This window comes from Brucella tritici (genome assembly GCF_008932295.1).
Taxonomy (GTDB): domain Bacteria; phylum Pseudomonadota; class Alphaproteobacteria; order Rhizobiales; family Rhizobiaceae; genus Brucella; species Brucella tritici.
On the sequence record NZ_WBWA01000006.1, the window covers coordinates 92,740 to 106,031 of the forward strand.

The window sequence follows — 13,292 nt, forward strand, 5'->3', positions numbered from 1 at the left end:
CGGTTTCCGCCGGTCCACTCTCCACGCAAATTGGAGATCGATCATGCAGTTAGAAGGCAAGGTGGCAATCGTCACCGGCGCTGCCCGCGGTATTGGCTATGCCATAGCAAAGCGCTTCCTGATGGATGGCGCAAGCGTAGTCCTATCCGACATCGACAACGCCGCCGCCATGCGCGCAGCCAAGGATCTGGAGCAATTCGGCCCGGTTCGCCATATGGCGGCGGATGTGGGTGACAAGCTCGATGTCCACAATCTCCTCACCTTCACCATCACCAATCTGGGCGAGATCGACATCCTCGTCAACAATGCCGGTATCGTCCATCAGGCGGATTTCCTCGACCTGAAAGAAGAGGATTTTGACCGCGTCATGAGGGTCAATCTCAAAGGTGCTTTTCTGTGTGGGCAGGCAGTCGCCAGACGCATGGTCGAGAGGGTCGAATCGGGCGGTGATCCAGGCACGATCATCAACATGTCGTCGATCAATGCGATCTTCGGTTTGCCGGAGCAACTCGCCTATTCCGTCTCCAAAGGCGGATTGAACCAACTGACACGTACCATGGCAGTAGCGCTCGCTCGTTGGGGAATTCGCGTTAATGCGATTGGTCCTGGCTCCATCGAGACGGACATGCTTTCCGCCGTGAACACAGATACCGATGCCCGCAACAGGATTCTTTCCAGAACGCCGCTCGGTCGCATCGGCCAAACCTCTGAAATTGCTTCGATAGCGTCGTTTCTGGCATCGCGGGATGCAAGCTATGTAACAGGCCAGACCATCTATGCGGACGGTGGGCGCCTGCCGCTGAGCTACACGGCGGCGCCACGCTACAAGGCGTGACGTTGCGATCCTATTATATTAGGACGATAATAAAGTCGGACTTCGCTCCTGACAGAAAGCTGTCAGGAGGGGTGTGCGATACTGCGTATCCAAGGATGAGGGAGATTCACCATGGCACTCGCAATCGCACCATTGATCGCAGTTTTGAAGGAATACAGGCGCAGATATGACGAACGCCGCCGTTTCATTCGCACCGAGCGGGTGATCGGCCGACTGCCGAACGATTTGCGCAAGGATTTGGGCTGGCCGGATCGCTATCTGGAACAGCGCGGCACCAAATACTGCAACGGAGAATAAACCGGAATGCGCCGTGCAGACCGCCTTTTCCAGATTGTTCAGCACCTGCGCGGTGGCAGGCTTGTCACCGCGCGTCAGCTGGCCGAACGGCTGGAAGTCTCCGAACGTACGATCTATCGTGACATTTCCGATCTGCAATCGACAGGCGTTCCCATCGATGGCGAAGCCGGTGTCGGCTATATTCTTCGGCAGGGTTTCGAACTCCCGCCGCTCATGTTCACGCGTGATGAAATCGTCGCTCTTGTCGCCGGAGCGCGTCTCATTCGCGCCTGGGGTGGCGTTTCCATGGCGCGCGGCGCGGAAGAGGCTCTGGTCAAGATCGAAGCCGTCCTGCCCAAGGAAGAGCGCGCCCGCATCACCAGCACTCAAATTCATGCCCCCACGGCCCGTATCAGTATGGATGAGCGCCGCATCATCGACGCGGTGGAACGCGCTGTCGATCATGGCAACGTGCTGAATATCCGCTATCGGGATCTGGAATCGCGCGAAAGCGAGCGTAATATTCGTCCGCTCGGTCTGTGGTTCTGGGGCAAGGTCTGGACGGTTATCGGCTGGTGCGAATTACGCAATGCTTTCCGCACATTCCGGACAGATCGCATTGTTGAGGCCAGCGATGCAGGCCGCCTCTTCCGGGCCGAACGTGGCAAGACACTGGCCGATTTCTACCGCCTCATGGAATTGAGTGAATATAACGCGTTCAAAGACTGAGTACCTCCCAAGACAGAAAGAAAAAGCCCGGCTGACAAAGCCGGGCTTTTTTGCATTTTGGTAAAACGATTTCTCGTCCCGACTATTCTTCTTCGTCTTCGTCCGGCGTCGAGCTCTTGAGCGAAGAGAGCTTGGCAAAGACCTTGTCCGCATCGAGCTCTTCTTCTGCGGGTTGCTCGTCACGATAATCGAAATTCTCGGTCGCGGAAGCTGGCAGCAGGGTGCTATCCGATTCCGGCGCTGCCGGACGGTTGCGGGAGGCGCGTTCGACTTCGATGTCCAGATCGATCTGCGAGCAGAGACCGAGCGTTACCGGGTCCATCGCCGTCAGATTTGCCGAGTTCCAGTGCGAGCGATTGCGAATCTGTTCAATGGTCGACTTGGTCGTACCGATCAGGCGGGAAATCTGCGCGTCCTTCAGTTCAGGATGATTGCGCACCAGCCACAGAATCGCATTCGGGCGATCCTGACGCTTGGAAAGCGGCGTATAACGCGGGCCCTTGCGCTTGGCTTCCGGAACGCGAACCTTCGGCTCGGAAAGCTTCAGGCGATGATATGGATCCTTTTCGCCTTTCGCGATCTCTTCGCGCGAAATCTGACCCGTAATGACCGGGTCCAGACCCTTGATGCCCTGAGAGGCTTCACCGTCGGCAATAGCCTTCACTTCCAGCGGGTGCAGCTTGCAGAAAGCGGCAATCTGGTCAAAAGACAGAGCCGTATTATCGACAAGCCAAACGGCCGTTGCCTTCGGCATAAGAAGCTGGGTGGCCATTAGATATAATCCTTCTGTTCGTCCGCTCCGGTGGCGCGGGACGTGGGCAAAACCACAATTTCCGGGAAATCACGGCCTATATATCGTTTTTTTGTCGCCAGAGCAAGAATGGCTCTGAACGTTAATGCCTGCAAACAAGCAGGGCGGCTTTTGGCCCGGATACTAAGCAATATCGAGTACGATCTTGCCAATATGTCTTCCCTCCTCCATGCGCTCATGCGCACGCCAGGCATCTTTCAGCGAAAAGATCATGTCCATCACCGGGGCGACGCGGCGCTGTGCCAGAAGCGGCCAGACCTTCGCCTCCAGTTCCTGCGCAATGCCAGCCTTGAAGTCGACCGGTCGCGGACGCAGCGTAGAGCCGGTATGGGTCAGACGCTTGGTCATCAATATTGCGAAATTGGCCGTGGCCTTCGCACCGTTGAGAAAAGCGATCTGCACGATGCGGCCATCTTCCGCAGCAGCTTTGTAATTGCGGTCGACATAATCCCCACCGACCATATCGAGAATCACATTGGCCCCTTTGCCCTTGGTCACTTCCTTGACGACCTCGACAAAATCCTCTTGCCCGTAATTGATGGCGTGATCTGCTCCGAGTTTCAGGCAGGCTTCGCATTTTTCCTTCGAGCCCGCAGTTGCAATGACGGTCGCGCCAAATGCCTTTGCAAGCTGGATAGCCGTCGTGCCGATACCCGACGAGCCGCCGTGAACCAGAAAAACCTCGCCCTTCTTCAACCCGCCGCGCTCGAACACATTGTGCCAGACGGTGAAGAAAGTTTCAGGGATCGCTGCCGCTTCGATGTAGCCATAGCCGGAAGGCAAGGGCAGCGCGTTCGTCTCATGCACGATGGCATATTCGGCATAGCCGCCACCGGCCAGCAGTGCGACCACCTGATCGCCCACCTTGAACCGTTTGACGCCGCTGCCGACGACAACAATGTCACCGGCAATCTCCAGACCCGGAATATCCGACGCGCCGGGTGGTGGCGCATATTGACCCTGCCGCTGCAAGACATCTGGCCGGTTGACCCCGGCGGCGCGTACCCGCACCAGAATTTCACCTTCCTTGGGTTCAGGCACCGAGCGTTGAACAGGTCGAAGCATATGGGCTCCGCCCGGTTCAGAAATTTCGATAGCGGTCATCTGTGAAGGCAAGTCGGCCATCATATTTGCAACTCCATTCAGATTTCTGGCCCTACGCATCGTCGCAGAAATGCCTCATGGCGGATGCAAGACGTCACGTTAGGGAAATCGTCATCGATTTTCTCAAATATATATGCGACGATTCAAGGTGTTAAATCTTTTCTGAGCCATCATTGACCACGGAGGACGGCTATGAGCGGTTTCGATGAGGATGTGGTAAAGCCCCGCAGCGGCGTGGCGCTAAGCGAAGAGGAACTATCGCTGCTTTCGGTTATCGAGATCGACCAGCGCATAGCCTTGCTGCAATCCGAAATAGAGCGGTTGAAGACAGAACGCCTCAAGAAGGGTGATAGCCGCGCTGCGGCAGAAGCATTGTTTCGCTAGTGGATTGAATTTGACGTTTGATACCCGTCCGATATTAATCCCGTTTCAAACGTCAAATTTGAAAAATCCGCTAGATTCATAAGGTTACGAGTGGTCTGATTCCGACATTTGCATCCCTCGGATATGAGCGCCGATCAAATGTCGGAATCAGACCACTAGAAACAGCCGGAACCATTTCCGGCGAGACCTTTCGGAACAAAAACATTGATCGCAATAATCGCTCATCAGCCTCAGCACTGATAATTCGGCTTCAGACTTCGGGAATAGTATTTTGCGCATTTACATTCAGGTTCTGGCCCTTCTCTGCGGTACAGCCTTCCTTCTCATCGCTTCGGGACTTCACGGTCTTCTATTGCCGCTGCGCGGCGGTGTGGAAGGCTTCTCAGTGGCATCGCTCGGCATGCTCGGTACCACCTGGGCGGGTGGCTTCGTTGCCGGCTGTCTGTTCGCGCCGCGCCTTGTGCGCCGCGTCGGCCATGTACGGGCATTCGGTTGTTTTGCCGCATCGGCTGCGGTTATCGCTTTGCTTTCCGGCATCTTCGTGGATGCAACCATCTGGGTGATCCTGCGCGCCTTCACCGGCTTTTCGATGGCTGGCGCCTTCATGGTCATAGAAAGCTGGCTGAATGAACGTGCGACCAACGAATCGCGCGGCAAGATTTTCGGCATGTATATGATGGTCAATTACGGGGCCACCATGTCCGGCCAGATGCTCGTGGCAGCCGGAGACGTGCGCTCCGATCATCTGTTCATGATAAGCGGCGTCTTCTTCTGCCTGGCTCTCATTCCAACGGCGATCTCCACAGCCGTCAGCCCCAAGCCGCTGACCGAAGTGCAGCTTGATCTCAAGGCGCTCTATAACAACTCACCTGCAGCTTTCGTAGGTTGTATCCTGATCGGCATTGCCAATGGCGCATGGGGTACGCTCGGAGCTGTCTTCGGCGCGAAATCCGGCATTTCGACCACCGAAATCGCCTTGATGGTCAGTGTCACTATCGCAGCCGGAGCCTTGATGCAGATTCCAATCGGACGCATTTCCGATCTGGTAGACCGACGTTTCGTGCTGGCAAGCGTTGCGGCGCTGGCGGCACTGGTTGGCCTCATTGCCTTTCTCGTCGCTCCGTCCAGCGGCCCCGTCATCATTACGATGACTGGCTGTTATGGCGCGCTCGCCTATGCGCTCTATCCCGTCGCCGTCGCCCACGCCAACGATCACGCAACGTCGGAAAGCTTTGTGAAAGTATCGAGCGGGCTTCTGTTGCTTTACGGCTTCGGCACAATGCTCGGACCGCTGCTGGCGGCTGCGGCCATGGATATTTTCTGGCCGTCCGGCCTCTTCGCCATCACCATGCTCGCGCATATTTCCATCACCGGCTATGCACTGTTCCGTTCACGCAAGCGCGCATCCGTTCCGAAAGAAGAAAAGGATCAGTTCAAGAGCATGCCGTCGGAACGTGGCGCGACACCGGAAGCACTGAACCTTGATCCAAGAGCAGAGACGGAAGGTTGACGGACGCTGAAAATAGCGTCGATAAATGCAGTCGATTAAATAGTTGAATCAATATGTTCGGCGGCTGTGACACAGCCGCCAATACTGAATTTCGGCATCTTCGCTTTGGAATGCAAACTACATTCACGACAAAGAACCTCCAGCTCGTCAGAGCCGTTCGATCTCCAATGTCGATGGTTTGAGACGCCTTATCGAACCGCGATCTAAGCGCGGCTCCCTGTTAGTGACGTGTTACTTGGGATCTCAGTTTTTCGATCTGGTCCTTAAGCATGAGCTTCTTGCGCTTGAGAGATGCAACGTGCAGGTCGTCCATTGCCGGTGACGCTATAGCTTCGGAAATTTCCTGCTCCAGAGCGCCGTGCTTTTTTTCGAGCGTGGCAAGATGGGACTCGATAGCCATCATCAGATCTCCTTTGGTTGATTTCCCTGTTTTACGGAACAGCGCGGACCTCGTTTGCCCGTTTGTCCGCTATCCCGCCATTCAACCTGCATGAACGCCCGGCACACCTCCTGTATTCCGGGCCAGACACGCAGTCCCGGCTGCCAAGGATACGGTATATTTGTCGCCTTCGACAGCCGCCGTCCATGACAGAACCATGACAGTTTGGCATGAGTTTGGTGCAAAGTCGATTTTGTCGTGGTAGCATTTTCCTGACGCGAAAAATGTGATAAAGGCTTCGCCGGAAACGGGCTGACGCCGCACCTTTTTATGGTTTGGCGCGGCCCGTAAAATTATTCAACAGAACGGGGCACCGCATGTCCGATCAGGAACAGGCCGAAATCAGATTGGCCGTCGCACGACTGAAACAGGAACACGCGGACTTCGATGCTGCCATCAACGCCATGATAGCTGTTGGCTGCGACCAATTGCGCGTCCAGCGCATGAAGAAGAAAAAACTCGCAATCAAGGACAAGCTGCAGGAGATGGAAGATCAGGTAATCCCCGACATCATCGCCTAAATGTCCAGAATGATCCATGACAGAGCCGGGGTTCGCCCGGCTTTATCATTTTAATATCACCCTAAACATGCACGAAAGAAGCGGAGCAGGAAGATCAATGAGCGTTACTGCCGATGTCGCCATCATCATGGGAAGCCAGTCCGACTGGGAAACCATGCGCCATGCAGCGGACACACTGGAAGCACTCGGCATTTCCTTCGATGCCCGGATCGTTTCCGCGCATCGCACGCCTGATCGGCTCGTTGCCTTTGCCAAAGGCGCCAAGGCGGAAGGGTTCAAGGTCGTGATTGCGGGTGCGGGCGGCGCAGCTCACCTGCCGGGCATGGCCGCAGCGATGACACCCCTACCTGTCTTCGGCGTTCCGGTTCAGTCCAAGGCGCTCTCGGGTCAGGATTCGCTCCTCTCCATCGTGCAGATGCCAGCCGGCATTCCCGTCGGTACGCTCGCCATCGGTCGGGCCGGCGCGGTCAACGCCGCCCTTCTCGCCGCAGCCGTCCTGGCGCTTTACGATGAAGCTCTTGCAGCCCGCCTTGATGAGTGGCGCACGGCGCAAACGGAAAGTGTGGCTGAGCGCCCTTCGAACGAGGCCTGATATGAACAACTCCTCACGCAATTCTGCGCTCAGGCCCGGTGCAACCATAGGCATCATCGGCGGCGGCCAGCTCGGCAGAATGCTTGCCATGGCCGCAGCACGTCTCGGCTTTGAAACCGTAATCCTGGAACCACAGGCCGATTGCCCGGCGGCACAGGTTGCCAATCGCCAGATCGTCGCTGCTTATGACGACCCGAAAGCGCTTGCCGAACTTGCAGCAGCGTCCGATGTCATTACCTACGAATTCGAGAACGTGCCGGTCAGCGCCGCCGACAAGCTGGCCGAAACCGCTCTGGTCTTTCCTCCCCCGGCAGCGCTCGAAGTCTCACAGGATCGCTTTACCGAAAAGCAGTTTCTCAACTCCAGCGATATCGAGACAGCACCCTGGCGTCTTGTGGACGATGAAGAAACTCTGATTGCAGCTCTGGGTGCCCTTGGCGAGCGTGGCATCCTCAAGACGCGGCGTCTTGGTTATGATGGCAAGGGACAGGTCCGCCTGACGTCACTTGATGAGGCTGAGGCGCATAAGGCAATTCTCGCGATCAATCGTGCCCCGGCAATCCTCGAAGGCTTCGTTGATTTCGAGCGTGAAGTCTCAGTGATCGCAGCACGCGACCGCTCCGGCAATACCGCCATCTTCGATATTGCCGAAAACGTTCACAAGGACGGTATCCTCGCGACTTCGACCGTACCGGCTTCCATCTCCGAAAGCACGGCGGAAGCCGCCCGTAAAGCCGCCACAAAGCTTCTGAATGCGCTTGATTATATCGGCGTGCTCGGACTTGAGTTCTTCGTCCTGAAGGACGGCACGCTTCTGGCAAACGAATTCGCCCCGCGCGTCCATAATTCGGGCCACTGGACCGAAGCAGCTTGCGCTGTGTCGCAGTTTGAACAGCATATCCGCGCCGTAGCCGGATTGCCTCTGGGCAACACGGATCGGCATTCCGATTGCGTGATGGAAAACCTGATCGGTGACGATGTCGAGAAGGTGCCAGCGATTCTCTCCGAAAAGGATGCCGTGCTGCATCTTTACGGTAAAAAGGAAGCACGTCCGGGCCGCAAAATGGGCCATGTGACGCGCATTCACCCCCGCGGGAAATAATGTTCATCGGGAATCCCGTCGATTCCCGATGAATCTTTGCCACCTGCCAAGAATTTCAGCTCCAGTGCCCTGAATCTGCGGCTCAGGAGTTGACATTTGCCTGAAACCTTGTGTATTTCGGCCAACCCTTCGGGCATCTAACAGTGCCTGTAATCAATTGGCGCCTCGAGCGCCTGTTTTTATGAAGCCCCGCGGCATCTGCACGTCAACGGGCCAACAAGACCGGTGATTGACATGAAGATCAAGAACTCGCTTAAAGCGCTCAAGGGCCGTCATCGCGACTGCCAGCTGGTCCGCCGCAAGGGCCGCGTTTACATCATCAATAAGACTGCCCCGCGCTACAAGGCTCGTCAGGGCTAATCTTATTTCTGATTTTGCATTTGACGTTTCGCTGCGCATGGTAAAATCTATGCGCATGCGGAACGTTTTTGCATGTCTGATTTCTTTTTCTGTACTCGCGTTGCTTGGCACGACGGTGCCGCTTGCCTATGCCGAAGTGGCACCCGGCAAAATGCCGCTTACCGCCCCTCTGACACCCGTTCAGACCGGCCCCGACACAGAACAGAAAACTACCCCGGAAAAGCCTGCATCCGATGCAGTCCAGACGCCTGAAGAGCGTCTTGACAAACTCTTTGCCGATCTTCGCCGCACGACGGACGAAGCCAAGGCGCGGCGCATTGCTTCACAGATCAATACGCTGTGGTCACAGTCCGGCAGCGCAACAGTCGATCTCCTGATGCAATGGGCCAACACAGCGATGCTGGAGCGGCGCTATCCTTCGGCAATCGACTTCCTGAATGAGGCGATCGCGCTCGACCCGGAATATGCCGAGGCCTGGAACCGCCGCGCTACGGTCTATTTCCTGCAAAAAGACTATGCCCATGCCATGTACGACATCAATCGTACGCTGGAGCTGGAACCGCGCCATTATGGCGCCCTTACCGGCATGGCGGCCATCTTGCGCCTGCGCGGCCTCAAGGAACAGGCGCTGAAAGCCTATGAGCAGGCTCTCATCGTCTATCCGATGATGCGCGACGCGCAGAAGAACTTCAACGATCTGGCCGACGAACTGACGGATACGCGGACTTAGAGCGGTTCCTATTTTTACAGAATCGTCGAAACCGCTCTAACTATTTGTTTTATCGCGTTATCCCACGCAAAACCGTTTCACACTTTTGCGGGAAATGCTCTAGAAGCCTATTCCAGCAAACGCGGAGTCGCTGAAGCCGCTTCACATTTGCTGCTCCCTCGCAGTTCATCATTATCCAAAACGAAAAACGCGCTCCAAAGGAGCGCGTTTCTTTAGATGCTGTCTGCCATAACGGGATGAGATTCCGGCTGTGGCGAGCCGGAATCGAAGATGGGCGCTTTAGCGACCAAACTGGTGGAGTTTGGGAACCGGCGCGGAATGTACTTCCACGCATAGTCCCGAAAAGTTGCAGGCTTTTCGGATTAGACTTTGCGTCAAAGAATGCACATGAGCACCGGAAGCGCAAAACAACGCCATCTGCAGGCCGTCACGGCTGGAATATCTCCAGTTTAGATGCCTGACTTCCCGTCGGGTCCAATATAGGCGATGCGCAACATGTTGGTCGCGCCAGGCGTACCGAATGGGACACCGGCGGTAATGATGACGCGGTCGCCGGCCTTGCCGAACTCCTCGTGGAAAACGATTTCACAGGCATGATTGACCATGTCTTCAAGATCGTGCGCATCGGCAGTCACCACGCAATGTAAGCCCCAGACGAGCGACAGCTTGCGTGCGGTATCGACGACCGGCGACAGAGCGATGATCGGCGTGCGCGGACGCTCGCGGGCGGCGCGCAGACCGGTCGTACCGGAAGCAGTGTAGGTGACGATGGCCGAAAGCTTCAGCGTCTCTGCGATCTGACGAGCAGCAAGCGAAATCGCGTCGGCACCTGTTGGTTCTGGCGCGGCACGCTGCGCATCGATGATGGTCGAATAAGTCGGTTCCCTTTCAACCTGCTCGGCAATGCGGTTCATGGTGGCAACGGCTTCGACCGGATACTGACCCGAGGCCGATTCTGCCGAAAGCATGATCGCATCAGCGCCTTCGAACACAGCCGTTGCAACGTCGGACACTTCTGCGCGGGTTGGGACTGGCGCCGTAATCATTGATTCCAGCATCTGCGTCGCGACAACAACCGGCTTGCCAGCGCGGCGCGCCTTGCGGGTAATCTGCTTCTGAATGCCCGGAACGCTTTCGAGCGGCACTTCAACGCCAAGATCGCCGCGCGCGACCATCAATGCGTCGGAAAGCTCGATGATTTCATCGAGACGCGTCACAGCCTGCGGCTTCTCGATCTTCGACATCAGGCCGACCTTGCCGCGCGAAACCTTGCGCACTTCGGCCAGATCTTCCGGACGCTGGATGAAGGAAAGCGCAACCCAGTCGATTTCTTCCTTCAGGACGGCGTCGAGATCCCTGCGGTCCTTCTCCGTCAGCGCGCCGACGCCAAGCGTCGTATCAGGCAGGCTGACGCCCTTGCGGTCCGAAATGCGCGTTCCGGAAACCACCTTGCAGCGGATCGACTTGCCGTCGCTCGCCTCGGCGACCAGATGCAGCTTGCCATCGTCGATCAGCAGACGATGACCCGGCTCGACAGCTTCAAGAATTTCCGGATGCGGAAGATAGACGCGATGTTCATCGCCGGGCGCTTCGTTGTTGTCGAGGGTGAAGGTCTGGCCGGGAACGAGATCGGCCTTACCGTCCTTGAACTTGCCAACACGCAGCTTCGGGCCCTGAAGATCGGCCAGAATGCCGATCGGACGGCCCAGTTCCTTTTCCACATTGCGGATGCGCTTGACGAGGGTGCGCATCAGATCATGGTCGGCATGACTCATATTGATGCGGAACACATCCGCGCCTGCCTCAAACAGCTTACGGATGACGGCTTCCTCACCCGACGCCGGACCTAGCGTGGCGAGAATCTTGACCTTGCGGTTGCGCTTCATTGACTATTCGTTCCTGTAACAGTGGGGTTTTCTGTCGGCGTTTCATCGGTGAGCTGAACCATCCAGCTCGATTGTTCCCCGGTGTCGTATTCCTGGAAGCCGTTGCGCTGGAAACCCCGCGCAAAGCAATCCTGGACGCCAGTAATACGGAATTCTTTCTCTGCCACGCACATATTGACCTTGCCCTCCCAGCGTCCGCCGCCCTGAGCATCTTCCGCATAGAGGTAATAATAGCGTGAGGTCAGCGGCCCCTCGATAAGGGTCTTGCAGCTTGATCCGTCGATGTGCCACCAGCCTTCGGTCACCCAGCCGGTCTTGGCTCTGTAGCCGATGGACACGCCCACAAGGTTCTGGGTTGCATTGCATACGCGGAAATCCGCACGAGCCTCTATGGATGTCATGCCCAGCGCAGTCATCAGCACACCGGCAAACAAAACTAGAGATAGTGGAAGTCGCATACGCAGAACCCCTTCAGCCCGCTATCGGTTTTATCGAACAATTTATATTGCACAGGGAAATCCCATCTCGGGCAAATCCCATTTCGGGTCGCTCTCTTTTCGGCAGTTTCGCCTTTGATGTCAACGCAATCCCATTGAGAACAGGTCGTCTTCATTAAAGAATGATCGTTGCAATCCGGGCTTTCTCATGACAGACCTGAAACAGCTTCCCGCACAACACAGAAATAATCCCCTTATTTAGCCTCGGATTTCGCTCTATGCCGCTTCAATCCGGATCAACCGCTTCGTCGCCGTTCTCGCCAGCGCATAGTGTCGACGGCGATTTCAGTCTCGGCCTGCTCCTGACCGCCGACCACGCACGGCGCGATGTTCCAGCCGAATATGGCACACTTGGTTTGCAGACAAGTGAATTCGACCGGCACATCGCCTATGATATCGGCGTCGAGAATCTGACCCTCAAACTTGCAAGCCGTCTGAACGCGCCTGCGGTCCTCGGCGGGTTTTCACGACTGCTGATCGATCCCAATCGCGGCGAAGACGACCCGACGCTTATCATGCAATTGTCCGATGGTGCGGTTATTTCCGGCAACTACCCTATGTCGGCAGGCGAACGCGAAGAACGGCTCGAACGCTTCTATCGCCCCTATCACGACACAGTCGCACGTGCGAGCGAGCGCACAGCGGCTGAAAGCAAGGCAGCGCCTTTCATTGTTTCGATCCATTCCTTCACGCCGCGCTGGAAGGAAAAGGTCCGCCCCTGGCAGATCGGCCTTCTCTGGGACAAGGACGACCGCGCCGTAAAGCCGCTTTTGTCGTTGCTGCGCGAAAACGCTGATCTGACGGTTGGCGATAATGAACCTTATGACGGCGCCCTCAAGAACGACGCCATGTACCGCCATGCGACGACTAAGGGCTTCGCCCATGTCCTGATCGAGGTGCGACAGGACCTGATTGCCGATGACAAGGGTGCAGATGAATGGGCCGACAGGCTGGCGCCGATGATCGCGCACATCAACACCTTGCCCGGCATTCATGCGGTCCAGCATTTCGGCTCGCGTGCTGATCGCCGTGAGTAACAGGCCTGTCAGGAGAGGCTTTACCCGCTATCCACAGGGCTTGACCCGCCAAATCGGGTCGTGCATCGAAAAAAGCTCTTAATTTTGCCTGCGACTCGCGGGAAAAACGGTCCAGACTTTCGATAAGCGGTTTTCGCGCAATGCGTGTCCGCATCATCACAGACTTTGAATTGGAGAACTCCTCGTGAGCGACGACATTACCAGCGAAGCCCAAACCATTGCTGTCGGCCAGTTGCGCGCTTTCATCGAGCGCATCGAGCGCCTGGAAGAAGAAAAAAAGACCATCGCCGACGATATCAAGGAAGTTTACGCGGAATTGAAGGGTTCAGGGTTTGACAGCAAGGTCGTGAGGACCATTATTCGTCTGCGTAAAAAAGAAGACCATGAACGTCAGGAAGAAGAAGCCATGCTGCAGCTTTATATGGATGCACTTGGCATGGGCTGATTTCGGCTCTTCCCGAAGCCTTCCTTCTTCCTGA

The 13,292-nt window shown here is 56.3% G+C and carries 17 protein-coding genes; 12 read left to right on the forward strand and 5 right to left on the reverse strand.

The genetic code is table 11. The features are described 5' to 3' along the window. Positions 1–43 precede the first annotated feature (43 nt). The 3 genes from F9K91_RS08615 to F9K91_RS08625 all read left to right on the forward strand — a co-directional run bounded on the left by F9K91_RS08615 (position 44) and on the right by F9K91_RS08625 (position 1,840). Positions 44–835: an SDR family NAD(P)-dependent oxidoreductase gene (locus F9K91_RS08615; protein ID WP_151556102.1), complete on the forward strand. Its 792-nt coding sequence runs from the start codon at positions 44–46 to the stop codon at positions 833–835. Between the two features lie 111 nt (positions 836–946). Continuing rightward, entirely contained in the window at positions 947–1,132 is a 186-nt protein-coding gene (locus F9K91_RS08620) for a hypothetical protein (protein ID WP_061348011.1), read from the forward strand. A gap of 6 nt (positions 1,133–1,138) precedes the next feature. Beyond that, positions 1,139–1,840, forward strand: coding sequence for a helix-turn-helix transcriptional regulator (locus tag F9K91_RS08625; RefSeq protein WP_151677637.1), 702 nt, complete (start codon positions 1,139–1,141; stop codon positions 1,838–1,840). Between the two features lie 82 nt (positions 1,841–1,922). Here the strand turns inward: F9K91_RS08625 and F9K91_RS08630 are convergent, their stop codons facing one another. Beyond that, a complete protein-coding gene (locus F9K91_RS08630; protein WP_061348009.1) occupies positions 1,923–2,612 on the reverse strand; it encodes a DUF1013 domain-containing protein in 690 nt (229 codons plus the stop codon). A 162-nt stretch (positions 2,613–2,774) separates the two neighbouring features. Then, positions 2,775–3,779, reverse strand: a complete 1,005-nt coding sequence (locus F9K91_RS08635; RefSeq protein WP_151556101.1) for an NAD(P)H-quinone oxidoreductase — start codon at positions 3,777–3,779, stop codon at positions 2,775–2,777. Between the two features lie 168 nt (positions 3,780–3,947). Here F9K91_RS08635 and F9K91_RS08640 point away from each other — a divergent pair, with 168 nt between their 5' ends. After that, on the forward strand, positions 3,948–4,139 hold the full coding sequence (locus F9K91_RS08640) for a DUF1192 family protein (RefSeq protein ID WP_151556100.1): 192 nt from the start codon (positions 3,948–3,950) through the stop codon (positions 4,137–4,139). Positions 4,140–4,410: 271 nt separating this feature from the next. Further along, positions 4,411–5,649, forward strand: a complete 1,239-nt coding sequence (locus F9K91_RS08645; RefSeq protein WP_151556099.1) for an MFS transporter — start codon at positions 4,411–4,413, stop codon at positions 5,647–5,649. Between the two features lie 220 nt (positions 5,650–5,869). Here the strand turns inward: F9K91_RS08645 and F9K91_RS08650 are convergent, their stop codons facing one another. Continuing rightward, a complete protein-coding gene (locus tag F9K91_RS08650; RefSeq protein ID WP_012091308.1) occupies positions 5,870–6,052 on the reverse strand; it encodes a YdcH family protein in 183 nt (60 codons plus the stop codon). A gap of 353 nt (positions 6,053–6,405) precedes the next feature. On the opposite strand from F9K91_RS08650, the gene F9K91_RS08655 reads away from it, so the two are divergent. The 5 genes from F9K91_RS08655 to F9K91_RS08675 all read left to right on the forward strand — a co-directional run bounded on the left by F9K91_RS08655 (position 6,406) and on the right by F9K91_RS08675 (position 9,393). Next, the gene (locus tag F9K91_RS08655; protein WP_078339590.1) at positions 6,406–6,609 is read left to right on the forward strand and encodes a YdcH family protein; all 204 of its coding nucleotides are present in this window, start codon (positions 6,406–6,408) and stop codon (positions 6,607–6,609) included. A gap of 97 nt (positions 6,610–6,706) precedes the next feature. Continuing rightward, on the forward strand, positions 6,707–7,201 hold the full coding sequence (purE, locus tag F9K91_RS08660) for a 5-(carboxyamino)imidazole ribonucleotide mutase (protein WP_010661420.1): 495 nt from the start codon (positions 6,707–6,709) through the stop codon (positions 7,199–7,201). Between the two features lies 1 nt (position 7,202). Next, on the forward strand, positions 7,203–8,303 hold the full coding sequence (locus F9K91_RS08665) for a 5-(carboxyamino)imidazole ribonucleotide synthase (RefSeq protein ID WP_151677638.1): 1,101 nt from the start codon (positions 7,203–7,205) through the stop codon (positions 8,301–8,303). Positions 8,304–8,537: 234 nt separating this feature from the next. Beyond that, a complete protein-coding gene (gene ykgO / locus F9K91_RS08670; RefSeq protein ID WP_010661422.1) occupies positions 8,538–8,663 on the forward strand; it encodes a type B 50S ribosomal protein L36 in 126 nt (41 codons plus the stop codon). A gap of 37 nt (positions 8,664–8,700) precedes the next feature. Beyond that, entirely contained in the window at positions 8,701–9,393 is a 693-nt protein-coding gene (locus F9K91_RS08675; protein ID WP_151677639.1) for a tetratricopeptide repeat protein, read from the forward strand. Positions 9,394–9,842: 449 nt separating this feature from the next. Here F9K91_RS08675 and pyk read toward each other — a convergent pair whose 3' ends face one another. Beyond that, on the reverse strand, positions 9,843–11,279 hold the full coding sequence (pyk, locus tag F9K91_RS08680; RefSeq protein ID WP_151555873.1) for a pyruvate kinase: 1,437 nt from the start codon (positions 11,277–11,279) through the stop codon (positions 9,843–9,845). Beyond that, positions 11,276–11,737, reverse strand: coding sequence for a DUF1036 domain-containing protein (locus F9K91_RS08685; RefSeq protein ID WP_061348002.1), 462 nt, complete (start codon positions 11,735–11,737; stop codon positions 11,276–11,278). The genes pyk and F9K91_RS08685 overlap by 4 nt, the downstream gene beginning before the upstream one ends. A gap of 257 nt (positions 11,738–11,994) precedes the next feature. Between F9K91_RS08685 and F9K91_RS08690 the strand changes: the two genes are divergently transcribed. Together F9K91_RS08690 and F9K91_RS08700 are read left to right on the forward strand one after the other, a co-directional pair. Next, positions 11,995–12,813, forward strand: coding sequence for an N-formylglutamate amidohydrolase (locus F9K91_RS08690; protein ID WP_151555874.1), 819 nt, complete (start codon positions 11,995–11,997; stop codon positions 12,811–12,813). A gap of 184 nt (positions 12,814–12,997) precedes the next feature. Beyond that, a complete protein-coding gene (locus F9K91_RS08700) occupies positions 12,998–13,258 on the forward strand; it encodes a DUF2312 domain-containing protein (RefSeq protein ID WP_061348000.1) in 261 nt (86 codons plus the stop codon). The last annotated feature ends 34 nt before the right edge of the window (positions 13,259–13,292 follow it).

Excerpts from the sequence above, each read along its gene's own strand:
- F9K91_RS08615 (WP_151556102.1), top strand. The coding sequence starts at position 44 with ATGCAGTTAGAAGGCAAGGTGGCAATCGTCACCGGCGCTGCCCGCGGT.
- F9K91_RS08620 (WP_061348011.1), top strand. The coding sequence starts at position 947 with ATGGCACTCGCAATCGCACCATTGATCGCAGTTTTGAAGGAATACAGG.
- F9K91_RS08625 (WP_151677637.1), top strand. The coding sequence starts at position 1,139 with ATGCGCCGTGCAGACCGCCTTTTCCAGATTGTTCAGCACCTGCGCGGT.
- F9K91_RS08630 (WP_061348009.1), bottom strand. The coding sequence starts at position 2,612 with ATGGCCACCCAGCTTCTTATGCCGAAGGCAACGGCCGTTTGGCTTGTC.
- F9K91_RS08635 (WP_151556101.1), bottom strand. The coding sequence starts at position 3,779 with ATGATGGCCGACTTGCCTTCACAGATGACCGCTATCGAAATTTCTGAA.
- F9K91_RS08640 (WP_151556100.1), top strand. The coding sequence starts at position 3,948 with ATGAGCGGTTTCGATGAGGATGTGGTAAAGCCCCGCAGCGGCGTGGCG.
- F9K91_RS08650 (WP_012091308.1), bottom strand. The coding sequence starts at position 6,052 with ATGATGGCTATCGAGTCCCATCTTGCCACGCTCGAAAAAAAGCACGGC.
- F9K91_RS08655 (WP_078339590.1), top strand. The coding sequence starts at position 6,406 with ATGTCCGATCAGGAACAGGCCGAAATCAGATTGGCCGTCGCACGACTG.
- purE (WP_010661420.1), top strand. The coding sequence starts at position 6,707 with ATGAGCGTTACTGCCGATGTCGCCATCATCATGGGAAGCCAGTCCGAC.
- F9K91_RS08665 (WP_151677638.1), top strand. The coding sequence starts at position 7,203 with ATGAACAACTCCTCACGCAATTCTGCGCTCAGGCCCGGTGCAACCATA.
- ykgO (WP_010661422.1), top strand. The coding sequence starts at position 8,538 with ATGAAGATCAAGAACTCGCTTAAAGCGCTCAAGGGCCGTCATCGCGAC.
- F9K91_RS08675 (WP_151677639.1), top strand. The coding sequence starts at position 8,701 with ATGGTAAAATCTATGCGCATGCGGAACGTTTTTGCATGTCTGATTTCT.
- pyk (WP_151555873.1), bottom strand. The coding sequence starts at position 11,279 with ATGAAGCGCAACCGCAAGGTCAAGATTCTCGCCACGCTAGGTCCGGCG.
- F9K91_RS08685 (WP_061348002.1), bottom strand. The coding sequence starts at position 11,737 with ATGCGACTTCCACTATCTCTAGTTTTGTTTGCCGGTGTGCTGATGACT.
- F9K91_RS08690 (WP_151555874.1), top strand. The coding sequence starts at position 11,995 with ATGCCGCTTCAATCCGGATCAACCGCTTCGTCGCCGTTCTCGCCAGCG.